At 44.1% G+C, this 24,063-nt stretch carries 14 protein-coding genes; 4 read left to right on the forward strand and 10 right to left on the reverse strand.

Translation table 11 applies throughout. From position 1 onward, the window contains the following. Positions 1–60: 60 nt before the first annotated feature. From IGI46_RS22185 to IGI46_RS22230, 10 genes are all read right to left on the reverse strand, one after another. Positions 61–7,308 (reverse strand): MucBP domain-containing protein, encoded by a 7,248-nt coding sequence (locus IGI46_RS22185; protein WP_429974296.1) that lies wholly within the window; start codon positions 7,306–7,308, stop codon positions 61–63. A gap of 90 nt (positions 7,309–7,398) precedes the next feature. Then, positions 7,399–13,818: a MucBP domain-containing protein gene (locus IGI46_RS22190; protein WP_429974297.1), complete on the reverse strand. Its 6,420-nt coding sequence runs from the start codon at positions 13,816–13,818 to the stop codon at positions 7,399–7,401. A 46-nt stretch (positions 13,819–13,864) separates the two neighbouring features. Beyond that, the gene (locus tag IGI46_RS22195) at positions 13,865–15,517 is read right to left on the reverse strand and encodes a hypothetical protein (protein ID WP_429974298.1); all 1,653 of its coding nucleotides are present in this window, start codon (positions 15,515–15,517) and stop codon (positions 13,865–13,867) included. 39 nt (positions 15,518–15,556) lie between these two features. Then, the gene (locus IGI46_RS22200; RefSeq protein WP_429965680.1) at positions 15,557–15,871 is read right to left on the reverse strand and encodes a hypothetical protein; all 315 of its coding nucleotides are present in this window, start codon (positions 15,869–15,871) and stop codon (positions 15,557–15,559) included. Then, the gene (locus IGI46_RS22205; protein WP_429965679.1) at positions 15,868–16,041 is read right to left on the reverse strand and encodes a hypothetical protein; all 174 of its coding nucleotides are present in this window, start codon (positions 16,039–16,041) and stop codon (positions 15,868–15,870) included. The genes IGI46_RS22200 and IGI46_RS22205 overlap by 4 nt, the downstream gene beginning before the upstream one ends. Next, on the reverse strand, positions 16,042–16,881 hold the full coding sequence (locus tag IGI46_RS22210; RefSeq protein WP_429974299.1) for a DivIVA domain-containing protein: 840 nt from the start codon (positions 16,879–16,881) through the stop codon (positions 16,042–16,044). It abuts the gene before it with no gap. Between the two features lie 15 nt (positions 16,882–16,896). After that, on the reverse strand, positions 16,897–17,712 hold the full coding sequence (locus IGI46_RS22215) for a DivIVA domain-containing protein (protein ID WP_429974300.1): 816 nt from the start codon (positions 17,710–17,712) through the stop codon (positions 16,897–16,899). Positions 17,713–17,725: 13 nt separating this feature from the next. Then, entirely contained in the window at positions 17,726–19,345 is a 1,620-nt protein-coding gene (locus IGI46_RS22220) for a glucosaminidase domain-containing protein (protein WP_429974301.1), read from the reverse strand. Between the two features lie 53 nt (positions 19,346–19,398). Continuing rightward, positions 19,399–19,812 carry a DUF1149 family protein gene (locus IGI46_RS22225; protein ID WP_429974302.1) on the reverse strand — a complete coding sequence of 138 codons (414 nt, stop codon included), beginning with the start codon at positions 19,810–19,812 and terminating at the stop codon, positions 19,399–19,401. Between the two features lie 459 nt (positions 19,813–20,271). After that, positions 20,272–21,381: a tyrosine-type recombinase/integrase gene (locus tag IGI46_RS22230; RefSeq protein WP_429974303.1), complete on the reverse strand. Its 1,110-nt coding sequence runs from the start codon at positions 21,379–21,381 to the stop codon at positions 20,272–20,274. Between the two features lie 518 nt (positions 21,382–21,899). On the opposite strand from IGI46_RS22230, the gene IGI46_RS22235 reads away from it, so the two are divergent. From IGI46_RS22235 to IGI46_RS22250, 4 genes are all read left to right on the forward strand, one after another. Next, the gene (locus tag IGI46_RS22235) at positions 21,900–22,682 is read left to right on the forward strand and encodes a hypothetical protein (protein ID WP_429974304.1); all 783 of its coding nucleotides are present in this window, start codon (positions 21,900–21,902) and stop codon (positions 22,680–22,682) included. A gap of 402 nt (positions 22,683–23,084) precedes the next feature. Further along, on the forward strand, positions 23,085–23,291 hold the full coding sequence (locus IGI46_RS22240) for a hypothetical protein (RefSeq protein WP_429974305.1): 207 nt from the start codon (positions 23,085–23,087) through the stop codon (positions 23,289–23,291). A 12-nt stretch (positions 23,292–23,303) separates the two neighbouring features. Next, complete coding sequence (locus tag IGI46_RS22245) at positions 23,304–23,522, forward strand: DUF2922 family protein (protein ID WP_429974306.1); 219 nt, start codon at positions 23,304–23,306, stop codon at positions 23,520–23,522. 122 nt (positions 23,523–23,644) lie between these two features. Then, a complete protein-coding gene (locus tag IGI46_RS22250) occupies positions 23,645–24,028 on the forward strand; it encodes a hypothetical protein (RefSeq protein ID WP_429974307.1) in 384 nt (127 codons plus the stop codon). Positions 24,029–24,063 lie beyond the last annotated feature (35 nt).

A 24,063-nucleotide genomic window follows, 5' to 3' on the forward strand; every position in this document is an offset into this window, starting at 1 on the left:
GATCCGTCTAAAAAGATTAATTCTTAGTTCTAGAGAGATCGTTCGTTTCCTTACTGTTTCCTACTCTTCATGATCGAAAAATTCATCAATTGTATCTTTGGTCTTGCGTTTCTTACGCTTCAGCTTGTCCTTCAGTCCAAGCAAGCCAAGTCCAAGCAAGCCCAAACCAGCAGCTGGATAGGCTGCTTCTTTCACTTCGGTCCCTGTCTTCGGTAATGAACCAGCTTTCACTGTCTGAGAAGGTCCCTTCTTCGGAGTCGGTTTGTCCGTATCTGAATCACTGTCTGAATCTGAGTCGCTATCCGAGTCTGAATCGCTATCTGAATCCGAATCGCTGTCCGAGTCTGAGTCGCTATCTGAGTCCGAATCACTATCTGAATCTGAGTCGCTATCCGAGTCTGAGTCGCTATCCGAGTCCGAATCACTGTCCGAATCCGAGTCGCTGTCTGAATCTGAATCGCTATCCGAGTCCGAATCACTGTCCGAATCTGAATCGCTATCCGAGTCTGAATCACTGTCCGAATCCGAGTCGCTATCCGAATCTGAATCACCATCAGACTTCACGATATCCTTCACCTTTTCACTTTCTTTTTGTTCTTCTCCAGGCTGATGGCCCTTCAAAACAATTTCAACTACATCGCCATCTTCCAAGGTAATCCCTACTAAGCGCGCGAGATTCTGAATATAATCATTCAAATCAATCGAGAAGCTGCTTCCAGGAGTCACAGCAAAATCAGCAATAAATAATTGACCATTGATATAAAGATCGATGGTGTAGTATCTATCGAAATCCGTATTCTGATTAGGCACATACCCAGTAATCACAGAACCACCTACGTAATTTGGATTCAGTGTTGGTGGAGTAACTACCCAATCGTCATAATCAACATCCTCGTCTGAATCGCTATCTGAGTCCGAATCGCTGTCTGAATCTGAGTCGCTATCTGAATCGCTGTCTGAATCCGAATCGCTATCCGAATCTGAGTCACTATCCGAATCTGAATCGCTATCTGAGTCCGAATCGCTGTCTGAATCTGAGTCGCTATCTGAATCTGAATCGCTGTCTGAATCCGAATCGCTATCCGAATCTGAGTCACTATCCGAATCTGAGTCGCTATCTGAGTCCGAATCACTATCTGAGTCTGAATCGCTATCCGAATCTGAATCACTATCTGAATCTGAGTCACTGTCTGAATCCGAGTCGCTATCCGAATCTGAGTCGCTGTCCGAATCTGAATCGCTATCTGAGTCTGAGTCACTGTCCGAATCCGAGTCACTGTCCGAGTCCGAATCGCTATCTGAATCTGAGTCACTATCCGAGTCTGAATCGCTATCTGAATCTGAGTCACTGTCCGAGTCTGAATCGCTATCCGAATCTGAATCGCTGTCTGAATCTGAGTCGCTATCCGAGTCCGAATCGCTGTCTGAGTCTGAATCGCTGTCCGAGTCTGAGTCACTATCCGAGTCTGAATCGCTATCTGAATCTGAGTCACTGTCCGAGTCTGAGTCACTATCCGAATCTGAGTCGCTATCTGAGTCTGAATCGCTATCCGAATCTGAATCGCTGTCTGAATCTGAGTCGCTATCCGAGTCCGAATCGCTGTCCGAGTCTGAGTCACTATCCGAATCTGAGTCGCTATCTGAGTCTGAATCGCTATCCGAATCCGAATCGCTGTCTGAATCTGAGTCACTATCTGAATCTGAGTCGCTATCTGAGTCTGAGTCGCTATCCGAATCTGAATCGCTATCTGAGTCTGAGTCGCTATCCGAGTCCGAATCGCTATCCGAATCTGAGTCGCTATCTGAATCTGAGTCGCTATCCGAGTCTGAATCACTGTCTGAATCTGAGTCGCTATCTGAGTCTGAATCGCTATCCGAATCCGAATCGCTGTCTGAATCTGAGTCGCTATCTGAGTCTGAGTCGCTATCTGAGTCTGAATCGCTGTCTGAATCTGAGTCGCTATCTGAATCTGAGTCGCTATCTGAGTCTGAGTCGCTATCCGAATCTGAATCGCTATCTGAGTCTGAGTCGCTATCCGAGTCCGAATCGCTATCCGAATCTGAGTCGCTATCTGAATCTGAGTCGCTATCCGAGTCTGAATCACTGTCTGAATCTGAGTCGCTATCTGAGTCTGAATCGCTATCCGAATCCGAATCGCTGTCTGAATCTGAGTCGCTATCTGAGTCTGAGTCGCTATCCGAATCTGAGTCGCTATCTGAGTCTGAGTCGCTATCTGAGTCTGAATCGCTATCTGAGTCTGAGTCGCTATCCGAATCTGAGTCACTATCTGAGTCTGAGTCGCTATCCGAGTCTGAATCGCTGTCTGAATCTGAGTCGCTATCCGAGTCTGAATCACTATCTGAATCTGAGTCGCTGTCTGAGTCTGAATCGCTGTCCGAATCTGAGTCACTGTCCGAGTCTGAATCGCTGTCCGAGTCGCTGTCTGAGTCCGAGTCGCTATCTGAATCTGAATCACTGTCTGAATCTGAATCGCTATCCGAATCTGAATCGCTATCCGAATCTGAGTCACTATCTGAATCCGAATCGCTATCCGAATCGCTATCCGAATCTGAGTCGCTGTCTGAGTCCGAGTCGCTGTCTGAGTCCGAGTCGCTATCCGAGTCTGAATCACTGTCTGAATCTGAATCGCTATCCGAATCTGAGTCACTATCTGAGTCCGAATCGCTATCCGAATCTGAGTCGCTATCCGAATCTGAGTCACTGTCTGAATCTGAGTCACTATCTGAGTCCGAATCACTGTCTGAATCTGAATCGCTATCCGAATCGCTATCTGAATCCGAATCGCTGTCTGAGTCCGAATCGCTATCTGAATCTGAATCACTGTCTGAATCTGAGTCGCTATCCGAGTCTGAGTCGCTATCCGAATCTGAGTCGCTATCTGAATCTGAGTCGCTATCCGAGTCCGAATCGCTGTCTGAATCTGAGTCGCTATCCGAGTCCGAATCGCTGTCTGAATCTGAGTCGCTATCCGAATCGCTATCTGAGTCTGAATCACTGTCTGAGTCCGAGTCACTGTCTGAATCTGAGTCGCTATCTGAATCTGAGTCGCTATCCGAGTCTGAGTCGCTATCCGAATCTGAGTCACTATCTGAATCTGAGTCGCTATCCGAGTCTGAATCACTATCCGAATCTGAGTCGCTATCTGAGTCGCTATCTGAGTCTGAATCGCTATCCGAGTCTGAGTCGCTGTCTGAATCTGAGTCCGAATCACTGTCTGAGTCCGAATCACTATCCGAATCTGAGTCGCTATCCGAGTCCGAATCACTATCCGAATCTGAGTCGCTATCCGAGTCCGAATCGCTATCTGAATCTGAGTCACTGTCTGAGTCCGAGTCGCTGTCCGAATCTGAGTCGCTATCCGAGTCTGAATCGCTGTCTGAATCTGAGTCACTGTCTGAATCTGAATCGCTGTCTGAATCTGAGTCACTGTCCGAATCTGAGTCACTATCTGAGTCTGAATCGCTGTCCGAATCTGAATCACTATCCGAGTCTGAATCGCTGTCCGAATCTGAGTCGCTATCCGAATCTGAGTCGCTATCTGAGTCTGAATCACTGTCTGAATCCGAATCGCTATCTGAATCTGAATTGCTATCCGAGTCCGAGTCACTGTCCGAATCTGAGTCGCTATCCGAGTCCGAATCGCTGTCTGAATCTGAATCGCTATCCGAATCTGAGTCGCTATCTGAGTCTGAATCGCTGTCTGAATCTGAGTCACTATCTGAATCTGAGTCGCTATCTGAATCTGAGTCGCTATCCGAATCTGAATCGCTATCTGAGTCTGAGTCGCTATCCGAGTCCGAATCGCTATCCGAATCTGAGTCGCTATCTGAATCTGAGTCGCTATCCGAGTCCGAGTCGCTATCTGAATCCGAGTCGCTATCTGAGTCTGAATCGCTGTCCGAATCTGAATCACTATCCGAGTCTGAATCGCTGTCCGAGTCCGAGTCACTGTCCGAATCTGAGTCGCTATCCGAATCTGAGTCGCTATCTGAGTCTGAATCGCTATCCGAGTCCGAGTCACTGTCCGAATCTGAGTCTGAATCGCTGTCTGAATCCGAATCGCTGTCTGAATCCGAATCGCTATCTGAGTCTGAATCGCTGTCCGAGTCACTGTCCGAATCTGAGTCGCTATCTGAGTCTGAATCGCTATCCGAGTCCGAGTCACTGTCTGAATCTGAGTCACTATCCGAGTCTGAATCACTGTCTGAATCCGAATCGCTATCTGAATCGCTATCCGAGTCCGAGTCACTGTCCGAATCTGAGTCGCTATCCGAGTCCGAATCGCTGTCTGAATCTGAATCACTATCCGAATCTGAGTCGCTATCTGAGTCTGAATCGCTGTCCGAATCTGAATCACTATCCGAGTCCGAATCACTATCCGAATCTGAATCGCTGTCCGAATCTGAATCACTATCCGAGTCCGAATCGCTATCCGAATCTGAGTCGCTATCCGAATCTGAATCGCTATCTGAGTCCGAGTCACTATCCGAATCCGAATCGCTGTCTGAATCCGAGTCACTGTCTGAATCCGAGTCACTGTCGGAGTCTGAATCGCTATCTGAGTCCGAGTCACTATCCGAATCCGAATCGCTGTCTGAATCCGAGTCACTGTCTGAGTCTGAGTCGCTATCTGAGTCTGAATCGCTGTCCGAATCTGAATCGCTATCTGAATCCGAGTCACTGTCGGAGTCTGAGTCGCTATCTGAGTCCGAGTCACTATCCGAATCTGAATCGCTATCCGAATCTGAGTCGCTATCTGAGTCTGAATCGCTGTCCGAATCTGAATCGCTATCTGAATCGCTATCTGAATCGCTATCTGAGTCACTATCTGAGTCACTATCCGAGTCTGAATCGCTGTCTGAATCTGAGTCACTGTCCGAATCCGAGTCTGAGTCACTGTCTGAATCCGAATCACTATCCGAATCCGAGTCGCTATCTGAGTCTGAGTCACTGTCGGAGTCTGAATCGCTATCCGAGTCTGAGTCGCTATCCGAATCTGAGTCACTATCCGAATCTGAATCGCTATCTGAGTCTGAGTCACTATCCGAATCTGAATCGCTGTCTGAATCCGAGTCAGAGTCGCTGTCCGAGTCTGAGTCGCTATCTGAGTCCGAATCACTATCTGAATCCGAGTCGCTATCTGAGTCTGAATCGCTGTCCGAGTCCGAATCGCTGTCTGAATCTGAATCGCTATCTGAGTCCGAATCACTATCCGAGTCCGAATCGCTGTCTGAATCTGAATCACTGTCGGAGTCTGAATCGCTATCCGAGTCTGAGTCGCTATCTGAATCTGAGTCACTATCCGAATCTGAGTCACTATCCGAATCTGAATCGCTATCTGAGTCTGAGTCACTATCCGAATCTGAATCGCTGTCTGAATCCGAGTCAGAGTCGCTGTCCGAGTCTGAATCGCTATCTGAATCCGAATCACTATCCGAGTCTGAATCTGAGTCACTGTCGGAGTCCGAATCGCTGTCGGCATCCGAGTCACTATCTGAATCATCATCTTTTACATAAGTGATCTTTGTATCTTGTTCTGGATTGGTTATTTCCCTTTTCGTATACCCTAGGCTAGGGTCCGTTTCGTCGATCAGCTCTAATTCTTCTCCATCTTGTGTCGCTACATAGCCAGGTTCATAAGGAATTTCAGGTCCTTCCAGAATCCCACTTGCATCCTCTGGGTCATTGACATAGTCAATAAGCGTTTCTTCTCCATCTTTTTCAAGAACGTATTGGCCTAATTTACCATATACATAGGTAATTGTTGGTGTATCTTCCGCACCAATGATTCCCTCTGACGATCCACCTTGTTTCTCTACATAGATATAGCCAGTAACCACTTGAATCTTTTCTGTAATCGTGTCGCCAACCTTTACTGATTCAGTGTCTGTATAAATTGTTTGGCCATTTCTGTCGACATACGTGTAAGAAATCGTCTTTGCTTGCCCCTCATAGATATAGGTAACGACTGTTTGGTTATCTGCCAGAACAGTTTCTGAATTACTATCGGTTTCCACAAGATCGTAGCCAGGGATTGCTTCTTCCTTGTTGGCAACAGTATCATCAAAACGTTGAGTATACGTTACAGTTGGATGGACTTCATCTCCGTGTTGATTCAAATATCGATAAGTAACTGTTGAGTCGTTCCCTTCATAGATATACGTAATGGTCGATGAACCATTAGGCTGGGCAATAGTATCTCCTTCTCTTCTAGCAAAGGTATACTGCTCAAAAGTCTTTGCTTCAGGGGCAATAATTGCCTGACCCACTAGATACTCCGAGTTAACTTCATCAGCCGTTAGTTCTTTGCCCGTATCACTTACGTAACGATAGGTAACCGTGGTTGGATTTCCTTCATAAACATAAGTGACTCTTGACGCATCATTTTCTAAAACGGTTTCGGACGAACCTGCTTGAACTTCCTTGAAGGTATAGTTAGGAATCTCCAATTTATTCTCAGGAACTGCTGCACCTACTTCTCCTTCAGCGGTTGTGTCCTCAGCAATTGGATTCCCGAACGTATCCACATAACTATAGGTAACATTCGCTTTCGCTACCCACTGATCGGAAAGAGGTCCTCCTTCTGTTCCGTATTCCATAATATCTGCCATAATATCTAGCGTAAGGTTTTCAAAAACACTCGCATATTCAATCAATTCTGCCGTTGTTACTGTAGGTGAGGTTCCAGCAGCTTTAGTTGCGTCAAATAAAGTTTGGTAAGCAGTTCCTAAATAGTTTTGATAAGTTGCTTCGATACTTGGATTTTCTCTAAAGTCAGTAGCCATCGCAGTATTCGCTTTTCTCACCGCAGCTCTACGGGCATCTATCAGTTTAGTGATGAGTGTATCCAATTCTCCAACGGCAGCTTCAAGTTCTTTTTTGTTGTTCAATTGATCGCCAGCTCTAACTTCCAAAACCGAATTAATCTTGTCCATTACTCCTTCTTCATTGCTAACCAACTCAGCCTTATCAAAAACAGGCTTAACAATTCTGTTGTACACATTTGTGGCATTGGGCGACATGCCTTCTGGTCGTGGAATAAATTCCCCAGAATCATTGGTAAAGAATGCCATATTTTCAACAGTCTCAAATGTAAAATTAGTTTCATTAGTCAATGTATCTTGTAAATCATTTCCTGTTGCATAAACGTTACCGATTGATAGTGAGCTAATAAATAGCGCGATAAATGGACTACTTGTGAATATAACTTTTCTGCCATATTTACGATAAACGATTTTTTTCTCTTCTGATGGCTGATACCTTTTTTTCATCTCATCAAAATTCATCAACAAATTCCCCCTTTAAACAAGTGAGGTCACACAAATTCACTTGCTTTACTTGTGCGCCCTCACAAAATGGTTCCATTAGCTACTTACTTATTCTGGTTTTTCATTTCTTCTTTTCTTTTTCTTTGAAACCTCATAGAAAGTAAGACCTAATCCAACCATTCCCAATCCAGCAACAGAATAAAGCAGCTGGCTTTCTTCTGTACCCGTACTAGGAAGTGATTTCTTGCTCAAGGAAGTGCCTGACGACCCGCTTGTCCCTGTACCTGGAAGTGTTTTAGGTTTATCGGAATCTGAATCACTGTCTGAATCTGAGTCGCTATCTGAGTCCGAATCGCTGTCTGAATCTGAGTCGCTATCCGAGTCCGAGTCGCTGTCTGAATCTGAGTCGCTATCTGAGTCCGAGTCGCTGTCTGAATCTGAGTCGCTATCCGAGTCCGAGTCGCTGTCTGAATCTGAGTCGCTATCCGAGTCCGAATCGCTGTCCGAATCTGAATCACTATCCGAGTCCGAATCGCTATCCGAATCCGAGTCACTGTCTGAATCTGAATCGCTGTCTGAATCTGAGTCGCTATCTGAGTCCGAATCGCTATCCGAGTCTGAATCGCTATCCGAGTCCGAATCGCTATCTGAGTCTGAGTCGCTATCCGAGTCTGAGTCACTATCTGAGTCACCTTGAACCACTGTACTCGCAGTTTGGCTTTCTTTATCTTCTTTTCCTTCTTGATGCCCTTTGACTATAGCGGTCACGACATCGCCTTCTTCAAGTACTTTTCCAGTCAGTCTTGCGTATTCATTTGCAATTTCAGCTAAATCATAGAAGAAATTCCCCTCAGAATCCACGGCTACTCCACCAACAATCAACTGGCCATTGACATATATGTCAACTGTGTACGTCCGATCGTAATCCATATTCTGACTTGGTATATTTCCAGAAATAACGGTATCTCCACCTTTATTAGGATTTAATGTTGGCGGGTTGACAATCCAATGATCATAATCAGCGTCCGAATCTGAGTCGCTATCTGAGTCCGAATCACTGTCTGAATCCGAGTCACTATCTGAGTCTGAGTCGCTATCCGAATCCGAGTCGCTGTCTGAATCTGAGTCGCTATCTGAATCCGAGTCACTATCTGAGTCTGAGTCGCTATCCGAATCCGAGTCGCTATCCGAGTCCGAATCACTGTCCGAATCTGAATCGCTGTCTGAATCTGAGTCGCTATCTGAGTCCGAATCACTGTCTGAATCTGAGTCGCTATCCGAGTCTGAGTCTGAGTCGCTATCCGAATCCGAGTCGCTATCTGAGTCCGAATCACTGTCTGAATCTGAGTCGCTATCCGAGTCTGAATCGCTGTCTGAATCTGAGTCGCTATCCGAATCCGAGTCGCTGTCTGAATCTGAGTCGCTATCTGAATCCGAGTCACTATCTGAGTCTGAGTCGCTATCCGAATCCGAGTCGCTATCCGAGTCCGAATCACTGTCCGAATCTGAATCGCTGTCTGAATCTGAGTCGCTATCTGAGTCCGAATCACTGTCTGAATCTGAGTCGCTATCCGAGTCTGAGTCTGAGTCGCTATCCGAATCCGAGTCGCTATCTGAGTCCGAATCACTGTCTGAATCTGAGTCGCTATCCGAGTCTGAATCGCTGTCTGAATCTGAGTCGCTATCCGAGTCCGAATCACTGTCTGAATCTGAATCGCTATCTGAATCCGAGTCACTATCTGAATCCGAGTCACTATCTGAGTCTGAGTCGCTATCCGAGTCCGAATCGCTGTCTGAATCTGAGTCGCTATCCGAATCTGAGTCGCTATCCGAGTCCGAATCGCTGTCTGAATCTGAGTCGCTATCTGAGTCTGAGTCACTATCTGAATCCGAGTCACTATCCGAATCCGAGTCACTATCCGAGTCTGAATCGCTATCCGAATCTGAGTCACTATCCGAGTCTGAATCGCTGTCCGAATCTGAGTCACTATCCGAGTCTGAATCTGAGTCACTATCCGAGTCTGAGTCGCTATCTGAGTCTGAATCGCTGTCTGAATCTGAGTCGCTATCTGAGTCTGAATCGCTGTCTGAATCTGAGTCGCTATCTGAGTCTGAATCGCTGTCTGAGTCTGAGTCACTATCTGAGTCCGAATCGCTATCTGAGTCTGAATCGCTGTCTGAATCTGAGTCGCTATCTGAGTCTGAATCGCTGTCTGAATCTGAGTCGCTATCTGAGTCCGAATCGCTGTCTGAATCTGAGTCGCTATCTGAGTCTGAATCGCTGTCCGAATCCGAATCGCTGTCCGAATCTGAATCGCTATCTGAGTCTGAGTCACTGTCTGAATCCGAGTCACTATCCGAGTCTGAGTCACTGTCTGAATCCGAATCACTATCCGAGTCCGAATCGCTATCTGAATCTGAGTCACTATCCGAGTCTGAATCGCTATCTGAATCTGAGTCACTGTCGGAGTCTGAGTCACTATCCGAATCTGAGTCGCTATCTGAGTCTGAATCGCTATCCGAGTCTGAATCGCTGTCTGAATCTGAGTCGCTATCCGAGTCCGAATCGCTATCTGAGTCTGAGTCACTGTCTGAATCCGAGTCACTATCTGAATCTGAGTCGCTATCTGAGTCTGAATCGCTGTCTGAATCTGAGTCGCTATCCGAGTCCGAATCGCTGTCTGAATCTGAGTCGCTATCCGAGTCTGAATCGCTATCCGAATCTGAATCACTATCCGAGTCCGAATCGCTGTCTGAATCTGAATCGCTATCTGAGTCCGAATCGCTGTCTGAATCTGAGTCGCTATCCGAGTCCGAATCGCTGTCTGAATCTGAGTCGCTATCTGAGTCCGAATCACTATCTGAGTCTGAGTCACTGTCTGAATCTGAGTCGCTATCCGAGTCTGAATCGCTGTCTGAATCTGAGTCGCTATCCGAGTCCGAATCGCTGTCTGAATCTGAGTCGCTATCCGAGTCCGAATCGCTATCTGAGTCCGAATCACTATCTGAGTCTGAATCGCTATCTGAGTCCGAATCACTATCTGAGTCTGAATCGCTATCTGAGTCTGAATCACTATCTGAGTCTGAGTCACTGTCTGAATCCGAGTCACTATCCGAATCTGAGTCGCTATCTGAGTCCGAATCACTATCTGAGTCTGAGTCGCTATCTGAGTCCGAATCGCTGTCTGAATCTGAGTCGCTATCTGAGTCTGAATCGCTGTCTGAATCTGAGTCGCTGTCCGAATCCGAGTCGCTATCTGAGTCTGAATCGCTGTCCGAATCTGAGTCCGAATCACTATCTGAGTCTGAGTCACTGTCTGAATCCGAGTCGCTATCTGAATCTGAGTCGCTGTCCGAATCTGAGTCCGAATCACTATCTGAGTCTGAGTCACTGTCTGAGTCTGAGTCGCTGTCTGAATCTGAGTCACTGTCTGAGTCTGAGTCGCTGTCTGAATCCGAGTCACTATCCGAATCTGAGTCGCTATCTGAGTCTGAATCGCTGTCTGAATCTGAGTCGCTATCTGAATCTGAGTCGCTATCCGAGTCTGAATCACTATCCGAATCTGAGTCGCTATCTGAATCTGAGTCACTATCCGAGTCCGTGTCGCTATCCGAGTCCGTGTCACTATCTGAGTCTGAATCGCTGTCCGAATCTGAATCGCTATCCGAGTCCGAATCACTGTCTGAATCTGAGTCACTATCTGAGTCCGAATCGCTATCTGAATCTGAGTCGCTATCCGAGTCCGAATCGCTGTCTGAATCTGAGTCACTGTCTGAGTCTGAATCGCTATCATCGTCACTTTGTTCAAATTTTATTTCCATATCTTCATCTAGCGCACTTACCTCTGGAGCTTTGTACCCTTTGGTTTCATCCGTTTGATCAAACCATTCCAGTGGGGTGCCACCACCATCTACCGGTGTGTAACCCTCTACATATGGAATAATCTGATCTGGATTTCTTTGTGTTGGATCTGTTTGGTGATTCTCATACTTAATTGATTCTTGAATTTTAGAACCATTTTCATCCACAAAAGTATAGCTACCCATCTCTTTATAGGTATATACAACCGTGGCTGCACCACCAGAATCAATTTTCCCTAAACTTTCTTCACTGGTATCAAATCCAGTAATGGTTGTTTTATCTAGATAGTACCCTTCAATTACTGTTGCTCTGTCAGTAATCTCATCTCCAACAGCAGCATTGACATTAATTGCCGGACTTAACTCTCCTCCACTACTATCTTCAAAGGTGTAATCAAGTGTTGCGCTATTAGGTGTTAATGTTAATACCGTATCTTCTGTCGCATCAGCAGGTGTTATGGTGGCACCATTTTGATGAATAGTTCCATTCGGTCCAACTAGATGATAACCAGCAGGCACACCACTCACAGTTAGATTGGCAACTGTTGTTAAATTAGCATTGACTGTGTAGCGGGCATCTGCTAAAGCAGATAAATCTCCTGAACCTTTATATGCTGAAGTATCATAATCCCACATTCCAACCTGCTTATAATGATATTCAACTGTTTGTTCTTCTTCACCAGTTACAGTATAGAAATTCATAGCACTTTGATTGGTTAGAACATACCCATCATTTCTATGATTGCTAGCTGTAATAACTAAGGAACTACCTGTTGTCCCTTTCATATCTCTTTCATCTAACTGAGTTTTTTGCCCTTCAGCATCAACTAAATAATCCACTACCTTGACTTTTCGTTCCAATGCTCGATAAATGAAAGTAACTTCTTCATTTGTATCTTCGACAAATGTATACGTATAAGTTCCGTCTTCATTATCAACAAAACCTGTCGGAACCTCTTTTACTTCTACAAACTCATATCCTGCGATTTCTTTTGGTGTAATAGCTGCGGTTACATCTGGGAATCCACTAGCTATCGCTTCAGATACATCAGCAAGGCTGCCGTCTTCTGTTTCATAGTTTGCTACTAAGGAGCTCTGCTCTCTTACTGTTACAATATTTGGTTGTGAACCTATTTTAGACGGAGTGGATACACCATTAACTGAGTCCCTATAAACTACAGTCATCATATGAGGTACAGAATCATCTTCAAGTGTGAACTCAAATCGCTGGGTAGTGCTCGTAGGTACAGTGCTATAGGTCGAGTTCACTTTGGCTTCGAATTCCGGTGTGTAACTTATCCCATATATTAAATTAAAATATTCAGCAGGAGTTCTTGCTCCGCTTTCTTTAAATTCACGTGAATCAGTAAGTTTGGCTCCATTCGCACCTGTACCAATGTTTCTAGCAGTTATAAAAGTATTGTCACTTTGCCTTACCACCGTATAGGTATTGGCACCTGCTTTCTCAAGAATTTCCATTATTTGTGTCTCAGTTGAATTTACAGGAACTTCTACAAAGTTGAATTCCGTTGTGTAGGTTGTTGCCATAAAATACTGAGCCCCTGATTCGTCTGGTACAGGCATCACCACGTAGGCATTTCCCAAAAGAATTTCATTTGGATCTTCACCAGTATATGAAGCAATAGCTGAAGTAGACTCTATTTCAATTTTTTGTAACTGAACTATATTTTCGGGAACATCCTTTGGCTCTTTTTCTTGTAGTGAGCTTCCCGTTTTATTATTATTAATATAGAGATAACTGCCGATTAAAACATTTGGAGCAGTAACAAAATTGGAACTTAATGTATATCCTGTAGTTGTTTCTGGATAAACAGTCACAGCTGCCGAAGTTGTGACTGTTTCCAACAACTGACCTCCGAAAAAGATATTTATTGGGTTATAAATAGCTTTCTTCAATTCCGCACTGTAATAAATAACAAATCCCTGTCCGAGACCAGTGTAACTATCAACTTGTCCAGGTAAGGAGATTGCAAACTCCTTCTCACCACTCTCTTGATCCATATCGGAAGTTACAGTAATTACAAACCCGACATCATCAGATTCATACTCAATTGTTCCAAGTCCGGGAATTGTACCATTGGTTCTTGCAAATGCCCCTTGACCTTTAGCCATAGGCAAATCACTTCTATCAGAAGTTATAGGTATGATTATTTTATCCCCATTTTTGGGCTTTGCTAGTTCACTATTTAAATTCATTATGAAGCTAATACCACTATGCATGGCCTGACTTGAATAACTAGATGTTACAGGATTACCATCTTTATCAACTCGATGTACTGTATCTTTATCAATACTTATTCCAGCATCTTCATTTACTACCCAAGTTTTCGTCCCATCCGGATTCTCCGTAGCTCTTGGTTGTGGTCGTTGAGGCATATCCGTTCCTGCTGCAACAACCTCATTACTCTGTTGCGCGACTTCCTCCACTGGATCACTACTGGCAACCGTTCCTACTCCTTCACCAGTGGCATCCACTACTTCATTTTCTGCGGCATGAGCCAACAGATTGCTTGCTGGACTTGCCACTGTACCAACCAGCATTGCCCCAGCAACGCCGCCTTTAACTACCCAATTCTTCTTAACCTTGTGCATCCGGTATTTCTTGATTGGTTCATGCCGGTACACCATTTTTCTTCTTCTACTCATACGTTTTGCAACTCCCCTTTTTGCTAATTTCCCCTTTGATTCTTATTTACTCCGTGTAAAAATAGGTATAGAAATTGATCAGTCCACTTAAGAAGTGTTCCTGATCATCAATCCGCATGCGGAATTTATCGTGTCTGGTATAAAAACCATTCACAATCTTATCTGGTCGTTTCATGAATAACGCCATTTCGGGATGCATGACGCCTTTTTCGATTTCGATTACCGCTCGCTTAATAGCAACTTGTTGCAAGCGCCAGAAATCCGTTTTCGAGACAAATTCAGTGAATTGCCCTTTTTTATAGTCATCGGATGCTTTTAACTGATCCGTCGTTTTGATGGCTGCCATTAATAGTTCCAATAAGGTTGGATACGCGGTATCCCGATGCTCAATGAAACTTAAATTCTCAAAGGCATTCTTTAAACCAAACTCATAATATTTTTTGTCTTTCAAGTACAACAAAATTTCGTTCGTGGCGTAGCTCAACCAATGATCGTGGTAGCGTTCATAGTTCTTCGCTACAAAGCGATCAAACAGTTTTTTCGCTAGTTCCAAGTGTTGTGGATTCTTAGTGATCGCATACCCTCGTAAAATACTAAAAACTGCTTCGCCATCGTAGTAAATAATATTGAATTTCTTCTTGGTCTCAAGATTCTCATTTAAGATATGGGTGGTTTCACCTTTTTCATCGACAAAGTGCCGTTCCATCCCTAAAATCAGTTGATTGATCGCGGCTTCATATTTGGTATTGCCAGTAATCACTTGGAACTTCGCTAAAGCCAAGACAGCTAAGGCTTGGGCACCTAATTTTACAGAGATCCCTGAGCCCGCTTTTTCCTTAATGTATAAGGCATCTTCTGTTTGAATCGTTAGATTAGCTAATCCCCAATCCAATCCTTGTTCCGTGGCCTTCAACTCTTCGGTTTGTTTCAGATATTCCTGCGCTTCCAACAAAGCATACAAACTAGAGAAATGCCGAACGGAATTGTACCCGGTCAGCTTATAATCATAAGTGGGATAGTAGCCATAAATGAACTGGCCGGAATCCTGTATTTGTCGCTGTAAGAAAGCGGCTCCTTGGGTTATTGCCTCATCAATAGCCGGCGGCAGTGTTTGATAATCGACGGTTCGCATTCCGGCCTGCTCCTGCTGGGTGGCTAAGGTTAGCCACTCGCCATTTTCCAAGTAATGCCCTTGCGTATCGAACACATAGAATTTCCGCTGAGCGATTTTGTTCTTTAGTGTCTGTCCATATTTTTTCTTCATGTAGCTGTCGATATTCTTTTGATCAAAGGACAATTCAGGTGCATTAAAGCCCACCCGATGATTGGCTGAAGGCTTGATCAAGGCATTGCCCATCAATTCTTCTGCTAGAAAAGCCGTATTGAATTTCTTGTCAAAGGCAATACCCGACCGAAAGTAATTGTTGCGGGTGACGACTGACAGCTTGCGCATGAGTTCTAAATATGTGCATTCCTCGATTGTTTTGACTACATCTACTCGGATGTAGGTCTGCTTGTCTTTCGCTTTCTTTAGTTCTTTTCTTAGCCACTCCAGGCAGTCCTCTAAACGTGCTGTGCGGATATTTTTTACTTTGGCGCGATTATTCCCTTTAGAAACCGATAAAAATACCAGTCGTTCTGCTGTCTCAATCGGCACTTGTTTGATTAACTTTTCCAATTTGGTTACTTGCTGCTCCACTCAAAAACGTTCCCTTCTCCAACAATCTCTTACCGATGTTTAACGCCATCGGCCGCGCTTGGGTCCCCATCTGTTCACGATTGGTTTACTCTCTGGTGTCACACGCAGCGGGCTGTCATCTGTATCGGCTTCCCAAGGATACAAGCCGTTCTCATCCTTTTCGTAGATGGCTTCAATCCGTTGATTCTCTTCTTCTGCGGTAATTTGCCGATGCTTGTACCGATTTTGTAAATACCGTACAGCCATCATGGTAAACGTGAGGGCAATCAGGATTCGCTTAAAATTAAATCCGCCAGCCCCCACAGCACTATCCATAGAAGAAAGCCATGCTGTTTGAAGTAGTTGTGTCATCATTGCCTCAACTCCTTCATTCGATCGGCCAGTAGGAGGATTTCCTTCAAGGTCTTGTATTCTTTAAAGTCATAGAGAGACACGACCTTATGAGTGAAAGTTTCCCCTAGCATCAGGTAGCGCAGCACAAAAGGATCATAGATGGACGTGAGTCGCGGCTCTTCATTCTTCACTTACATGACCTCTTTCTCCCGTTCCAACACCTGCGTGGTGGATGGTTGTCTGGCTTGTGTTCCCTTTCGGACTGTTTCATTTTTCTTTGTTAATGCTTCAATGCTTGCCGTGTATTCTTGACTAATTTCCTGTCTGGCAGCGGTCATCATTCCAGCGAAAGTCAGAATCTCGTCATGGATCGAGGCCTTCAGCTGCAACAAGTCGTGCTGTTTCCTCTCCAACAGGTGTTGTTGGGCCGTTAACTCTGCCGCCCATTGCTCCTGCTCTTTTTGCAGGGCACTGATTTCCAGCTTGCTGCTGAAGAGGTTTTGCAGGCGCTCTTCTTCGGCTTGGTTCATCAGGGCTTGTTGTTGTTGTTCCGCTTCGGTTAACAACGTCTGCTTTTGTTGCTGAGCGGTGGTTAAAATACTGGTCTTTTTCCGTTCGGCTTCTTCCAGTAGTTTATTGGCTGCTTTCTCAGCTGCTTCCAGTGTTTGTTGGGCAATTCGCTTCATCTTGGTGATGTCTTGGTAGTCTAGATGCAGTTGCTTGAATTGGTCCCACTCGGCTTTTTGTGCTCTTAATTGATTCAGTGTCGCTTCTAACTGCTGAATCTTCTGCAACAAGTCGTTCTTTTCCGTTTCTTGTTGGGTAGTCAAACGGTTTTGTCCAGCTTGTTTTGACGTTAGCTTGGTCTCTAGTTTTTCCTTTTCTTCAATCAGGCGACGTATCCGTTCGTCATAGGTCTCATAGTCATCGGCCACGTTTCGCAAAAAATCATTGACATCACTCTGCCGAAAGCCGCCTAAAGCATTCTTCTTAAAGGTGAGCTTGCGCAGTTCAATTGCTTCAAAATTCATTGACTTGTTTCCTCTCTACGCTTGGATTTGGTGCAGCTTGTCATCAAAGGTTCCTGCCCAGTTTTGCCATTTCACATCGTTGATTTTGGCTAATGCGGCTTTATAATCGTAGATCAGCGTATCGCGGAAGTTGATTTCTTCCCGCTTGGCTGCGCCGATTGCTTGTTTGGTTTGCGCCATCTCTTCTGCTAGTAGACTTAACTCATGCTTGGTCTGTTGCAGCATCATTTCCTTTTCTTGTTCTAGCTTCACTAATTCTTGTTGGCAATGGGCCTCTATTTCCTGCTTCCGTTGTTCGGCTGCAGCCAAGACCTGATTGGCTTGTTGCTGGATCGCTCGACGACTGGTTTCGGCTTGCTTTAAAAGGTTCGTCTTCTCTTCTTTGGCTTCTTTGATAATGCGGCCGCGTTCAACATGGGCCTCTTCAATGATCTTAGCCCCTTCTTGTTCGGCACTGCGTTCAATTTCTAACGCTGTTTCCTGCGAAATTAGGATGGCCTCTTGGAAGGTACTGCTGGGCTGCTTGGTCGCTTCTTGTTCTTTTTCCCAAGCTAATTGTTTCAAACGTCCTTCCAGCTCTTCCGTTCGCTGTTTTTGTTCGTGCAGCTCGATGACATAGCGCGAACGTTCTTTACTGAACTCGTCTTCCTGCTTCTTCTGCCGAACAGTGATCATTTCGATATCTTCTTGCAGGTCTTCCTTGTCCTGTTCAAAGCGCCGATAATCTTTGGCGACATAGTGCAGGAAATCGTCGACATCATATTTCCGGTAACCGGAAAAGGATGCCACTGGAAACGTGGTTTTTTTAATCTTTTCTGAATCGAATTTCATGGAACTCCCCCTCCTAAAACAACACTGTTGCTGGATCAACCAGCCGCTCCACCGCTAAGGTTGAATCTAAGCACAATTCAAAGTGCAAATGGCTGCCGGTACTGTTACCGGTTGAACCAACAAAGCCAATCGTTTGTCCTTGTTCGACCCGCTCTCCGGCATTGACTGCGAAGTTGCGTTGATGGGCATACAAGGTTGTTTCTCCATTGTCGTGTTGAATCACGACGTAATTGCCCCAAGAGTAGTGGTACTCTGCAACCAAAACTTTTCCTGCTTTACTAGCAAAGATTGGCATGCCTTCACCAGCGGCTAAGTCAATACCTCGGTGAAATTCACTGCCGCGCATTCCGAATGGACTTGATACAACGAAATCATTCAATGGTAGTAAATAACCTGATGAAGCCACTTGATTGGTGGCTTCAGATTCCTCTTTCGGCTGATCGTATTGCGTTAAGTTATAGGTTTCGATTAAGCCATTTAGTTTCTTGTTGTAAGAAGTATCCGTGGCATACTTGCCTGTTAAGAATGCTGTCGCTTCTTCATAATTTTCAGTAGTCGTTTTCCAAGCACCCTTATAAAAATCTTGATTACCAGAAATCCCTTCTTTCAACAATTTCGCATAATCTTCAAAGCAATCTTCGTAATCGTCATAGGCTCTGAAGCTGGCTTGGATCGTGGTCATGTTGCCACCACCCGTATCTTCTTGCGTGGCGAAACTAACGCTCTTGCCTTCGTGTGCTCCCTTAATTCCAAATAAGTTATAGTTCGGTGCTTGTGCCAATTGACTGCCGCCCGAACCGGATTCTAAAATGGCTTGAGCAATCATGACCGACGCATAAAGTTCCTGTTCTTGCCCAATCTTTCGTGCCGGTTCGCCAATTTCTTCAATAAATTCTGTCGTCGTTAAGTTCCGATCAAATTTGATTGAACCATGACTAGCAGTAGTTTGTTGCGGACCAACGGGCACGATATTTTCTGGGGAGTGCACAACAATCGGTTCAGTTACTGGCTCTTGGACCGGTTGTTGTGCAGGCTGTTGCACGTAAATGACTTCAAACTCAGATTGAGGAGTGGGGGTCTCTTTTTCTGGTTCAACTGGTTTGGACGGTTCTGGTGCCGAGATTTCCTGTTCAGGCTCCGGCTTTGGTTTTTCTGGTTCAGGCTTTGGATCTGGCTTCTCTTCCGGTTTAGGGGTAGGAGCCGGTTTTTCTTCTGGGTCGTCTGGATCAGGGATAGGAGTAGGTACTGATTCAGTCTCCTCCTCGTCTTCCGAATCAGGCGCTAACACGTTTTCTTCCTCTTTAACTGATCCTCCATCAGAAGGAGCAATGACCGTTTCCTCATTTACAGGTTTGGAATCTTCCTTTGTCTCCGTTGGAGCAGCTGAGGAAATGGTTGGCTGTTCAACTACTACCGACTCACTGGTCGACGCTGCTTTCCCGCTGATCGTATTCTCCGTTGAAAGGGTGCCTTCCGCCGCATGAGCCAACACAGAGGTGCTGTTTATGGCAATTGAAGCTGACCCCAACAAGGTTGTGGTTCCAATAATCCCTTTCCTTAGTGTCGGATGTTTACTACGTGATCGAAAGACTTCCTGTTCCCACATTCGCTGATACCTTTGCCTTCTTTTCAACTCTTTCCTCTCCTATCCATCTCCATTGGTTGCTTGAACAACCAGGGTGCTTTCTATATACTTAACTTATTTATAGGTAAATCTGGATTACCGACTTGAGTAAAATCTAACGAAGTCCCTGGCTCATTTAAGGCAATTTCACTGACTTCGTACGTTAACCGTTGCACAAGCGCTAATAAGGGGGTGGCTAATTCCGCAATTTCAGCCTCGGTCAGGTCTTCCTGGGTTTCAACCTGTTTATTTTTTATGTGATTAATTTGAGTGATGCCGCCTGAAATCTTAAATTTCTTAACCGTTAATGAGAAATCTAATCGGGTGCCCACTGTACTTGTGTGGTGTTCTTGTGATTCTGGATGTTCCGTTTCCAAAGGAAGAATACTTAGATTGAGGAGCTGTTCCTCTGTATCTTCTTGGATGCGATCGTAATGAAATGCTTCCACTAGCGGGTGGCGTCTGTGAATCTCCATTTTGTTCCCTCCTGACTATCTGTAACAACTTAATTTATTACTACTTAACGATGAAATAAATAAAGAAAAATGGTCGCATCAATTGCTTTAACGCCATTTTTAATTGGAAAAATCGATTCATTTAGTCACTGATTGCCCCTCTTAACTCATGAAATTTATTTCTTGGTTTTAACAAGACCAAGAGAACCAGCGAACAATCCTATGAAGACAATAAAAAACCGCCAATTGACGGTCTTTGACGGTTTAAAAAGTTTGTGAAAAATAAAATGAAGAAAAATTAATAAATAATGAGAGAATATTTCGGATAAATTTTTCAATTTACTGCGTTGATCCTTGAAACGATTCTTCAGGGAAACACGTTTTAGTGAGACAGACATCTACACCCAACAAAGTAAGCGTTTTCTTTAAAAATGAAAAAAGAGTTGCCCGATAACTAAAATACTTACTTTTTGTAAGCTATTAGCTGATGGCTCGTTCCATCTGTTTGACCACCTTGATTCGTTGCTCCAGCATCGAATCAGTATAGGTGTCTAACGTTAACTTCGCTGAGCTGTGGCCCATGAGCTGGCTAACACTCTTGATATCCCCTTTGCTCTCGATGCAGCGGGTCGCAAACGTATGGCGCAGCTGATGGAAATGGATATGTTCCAGCTTGGCTTTACTCCGCAGCTTATGAAAGTGATAGGTCAATAGACGCGGCTCTGCCGGGTTTTCTTTGGTTGAAAAGACAAATTCCCCAGTTGAGTCTGCTTGATGCTTCAACAATAATTCTCGCAACAGACCACTCATAGGAATGTAACGGGCAGAAGCTTCTGTTTTGGAGCTGGTATGAATCAGCTCTGTTTTACTCTCCTTGTCTAAAACACAAAAGACACGTTGAAAGGTTGAATGGACGTGAATAGTATTGTCATCAAAATCAATGTCCTGCCAAGCCAACGCCGAGGCTTCGCCAATGCGTAAGCCGGCATGCAAGGCCAGAAGTATTGGCAATCCTTTACTGGTCTTTTCTGTTAAGGCAACGGTCTCTAATGCCTTTTGTTCTTTTTTTGTTAAGGCCTGATGCTTATTTTTAACTGCCTTTGGCAATTTTACTGAAGCAAAGGGAGCAGACTTCAAAAGATTTTTGGTAATGGCAGAATGAATGCACTGATTGACAATTCGGAAAATGACTTGAATCGTCGAATCCTTAAGTTCCTGTGCTTTTAATGATTCCAGCAGCTCTAAACCAGCTGCTTCATCCAGTTCATTCAGCGCATAGTTGCCAATCACCGGCAAGACGTAATGCGTTAATTTGTGCTTGTAGTTGGCATGGGTTGATTGCTTCACGTGCTCTTCTGCCTCATAGAGCCAGCGCTGTCCCCATTCTTCTAATAGGATGCACGCTCCTCCCTGGGTTTCCTGGATCAATTGATACTTTAGCTTCAATGGATACAATTTCTGGCGGACTTCTTGAAGGGATTTGCCGTATACCGAGCGGTATTTCCGTTTTCCATTCGCTTTTTTGCCAACAGAATAACGCCCTTCCCAACGTTTGTCCTTTCTTCGATAGATATTTTCTCCTCTGCGCATAAATAATTTCCTTTCTATAGAATGACGGAATTTTTGACGGTAAATAGAGAACCCTGTTCTACTGCCATTCTTTATTTCTTCTTTTTCCAACAATAAATAAAACGATTCAGATTAATTATTTTTTTAAAAGATATTGCGTATTCTAAGCGCATATTCTATAATTAATTCAGTTAAGAATAAATTTTACAACTGATTTTGTTTTGATTTCTCGATTCCTCTTAATTTTGTTAAGACTAAGATATATTTTCTGCTATGAATGATAACTTTTAACCTCTCTCCACCACAAAAGCGAGTTAAAACCTCAATTATTTCTCATTTCATTATAATACAACGATATAGTTTATTGGAATTTACAAATAGAAGTTTGTGAATTTTTCAGTTTATAAAAGTTATTAACTAGTGTTTTTTATTAATTACACTATTCCCAAATGAATCGGTTAAATGTACTATATTAGTATCCCCTTAATAACTGGGACAAGTAAAAATTATACCCTAAAAAATGATCGGAGTGAGAATCAATGTTACCTATAAAAAATGAAGAATTATGGATGAATGAAAGCGATATTTTGTTAAACTGCCAAGAATGGGGTCCTGATTGGGCGCGTGAATTAGAGCGAGCCGATCCTATTTACCCAACCTTGGATATCATGCAGACTCACCTTGTCCTACCAATCCCTGGGCAAAATGCAACCCTCACCTTTTATGATGAGAACCAGTGTTACCATTCTCCCTTCAAAACGCTGACCACCTTACGGCGGAAGGAAGAAGCGCTAACCTTCTATGACTACCCTCTTACCAGTCAGGTGTTCACTCATTTACACCAGCATTTAAACGTTTTTCAGAGCCGCCTGCATCCCATGGTGAATGCCCTGTATGTGCTTTTTCCACTAACCACCATTGAGCATACAATCTGGATCAATCCTTTATCCATTGACACCATTTGGGAAGACTCTGGCCGAACCTACATCAAGATGGCCAGTGGCCCTGGAGCGATTGTCAAAACCCGCAAAGAAACCATTATCAAATATGCCGCGAATGCAGCTCTGGCTTTTGCCTGTTCTGAACGGGATCTACCATGGCCAACGAAACGATCGCGTTACGGAACACCACTGGACTATTTACAATTGCCAGACACACCGTTTGGACTCCTGTTAAGCAAGCAGCCAGTTTTACAGCAATTTCCTTTCGAGTCCGGTATTTATTATCACCAATATTCGACTCGCTGGACGACCCACTATCAGGCTGAAGCAGAGAGAAATCGCGGCTTCGATGCCTTCCCTTTGGATGAACAGTCCGTATGATCAGACAAAAATAAATAACTAGAAAATAGAGGCAGTTTCCCTTTCATCAGGTGAAACTGCCTCTTTGTTTGTTCTTAATTTTTTCGTATTTTGTTATTTTATCTTTTTTCCAAAATAGCTTAAACCGACCTTTCCGTTGATATACCAAGGTTTATCGGCTTTTCCCCACAAAAGGAGAACACCCCGATTAAAAAAACTTTTCTGGTACCCCAGCCCCTTTTTTCACTTTTCCAAAAATCAAAAGCCTATTAAATCAAGGTTTTGATTTTTGAAAAGGGCCTGTAAGCCCGAATTATACTCTGGGGTCCCTATAGCTTTTTTTTGAAAAATTATTTATTGTTTAGTCACCGGCCGGGACACAAAAACGAAAAATAAAACAACACCATTGGAGGAATGAAAAAAATGATCCAACTACTAGGAACAAAATTGCAGGTCCAAATTGAACAGAATGGCGAAGACAAACAAAAGAAAGTCAATTTCAGCAATATCGTCAATAATCCAGCGGAAGCCGACATCGTAGCATTAGGGGAAATAATGGCTGACCTAGCACCTGACGGCAGCTCGTTGGACAGCGTGATTGTAACAAACCAAACACGAGTTACTAAATAAAGGAGGTTAACTATGCCTACAACTAAACTAGTCGCTAGATTTCAAACGGAAGATGGAAAGAAGCAAACTTGGTCTTATGAAACGCCCAATAAGAGTAAAACAGCAGAAGAAATGAAGGAAACACTTGAGAGAATGACTCAACTAAATCTGTTTCAAAAGCATGGCATTCGTCAGTTTGCGGCGATCCAAAGTGCTGAATTTATTACTACCAAAGAAACAACGATCTTTTAGTCACTTATTATAAAAGCTTCGTTCGCTTAGACATTTTCGAAGTCATCACTAAAAACATACTGAAAACATTAAAAATAGCCCCGCAGTCTGAGTCCTGCGGGTGCTAAAGGAGGAATTAATCGATGTCAGAACAGCCTTTTACCACTCATCAGCTGTTTCATTCAAAACAAGAAAAATTAGAAGAAAAAATTCTGAACTTCTATCAAGAAACACAGGATAGTACTGTCACTATCCAAGTTTTACTAGCCGCTAAAGTTCGTTACCAGCTAGGCGACACAAGCTTTCACTTATTTATGAAGGGATTGGTACGGCATTTATTTTCCAAAGCAACGATTAACCGTGCCCTTCGCCGTTACTTCTTTTTCTTTGCGGACTATTTTACCAAAGATGAGTGGCAAAAGCTGACTGCGCGATGTTTTCCAGCTGAACCTGTCACTACTGAATTATTTGAAGTCACTGAAGCCCATACCCTTGGAACTGATCTGTCTGCAGCAGAAAGTTCCTGAAAATAATAAAAAAAGAAAAAAGAGGAGAGATCTAT

The sequence above is a fragment of the Enterococcus sp. AZ163 genome, from assembly GCF_050498925.1.
GTDB lineage: Bacteria > Bacillota > Bacilli > Lactobacillales > Enterococcaceae > Enterococcus_A > Enterococcus_A ferrettii.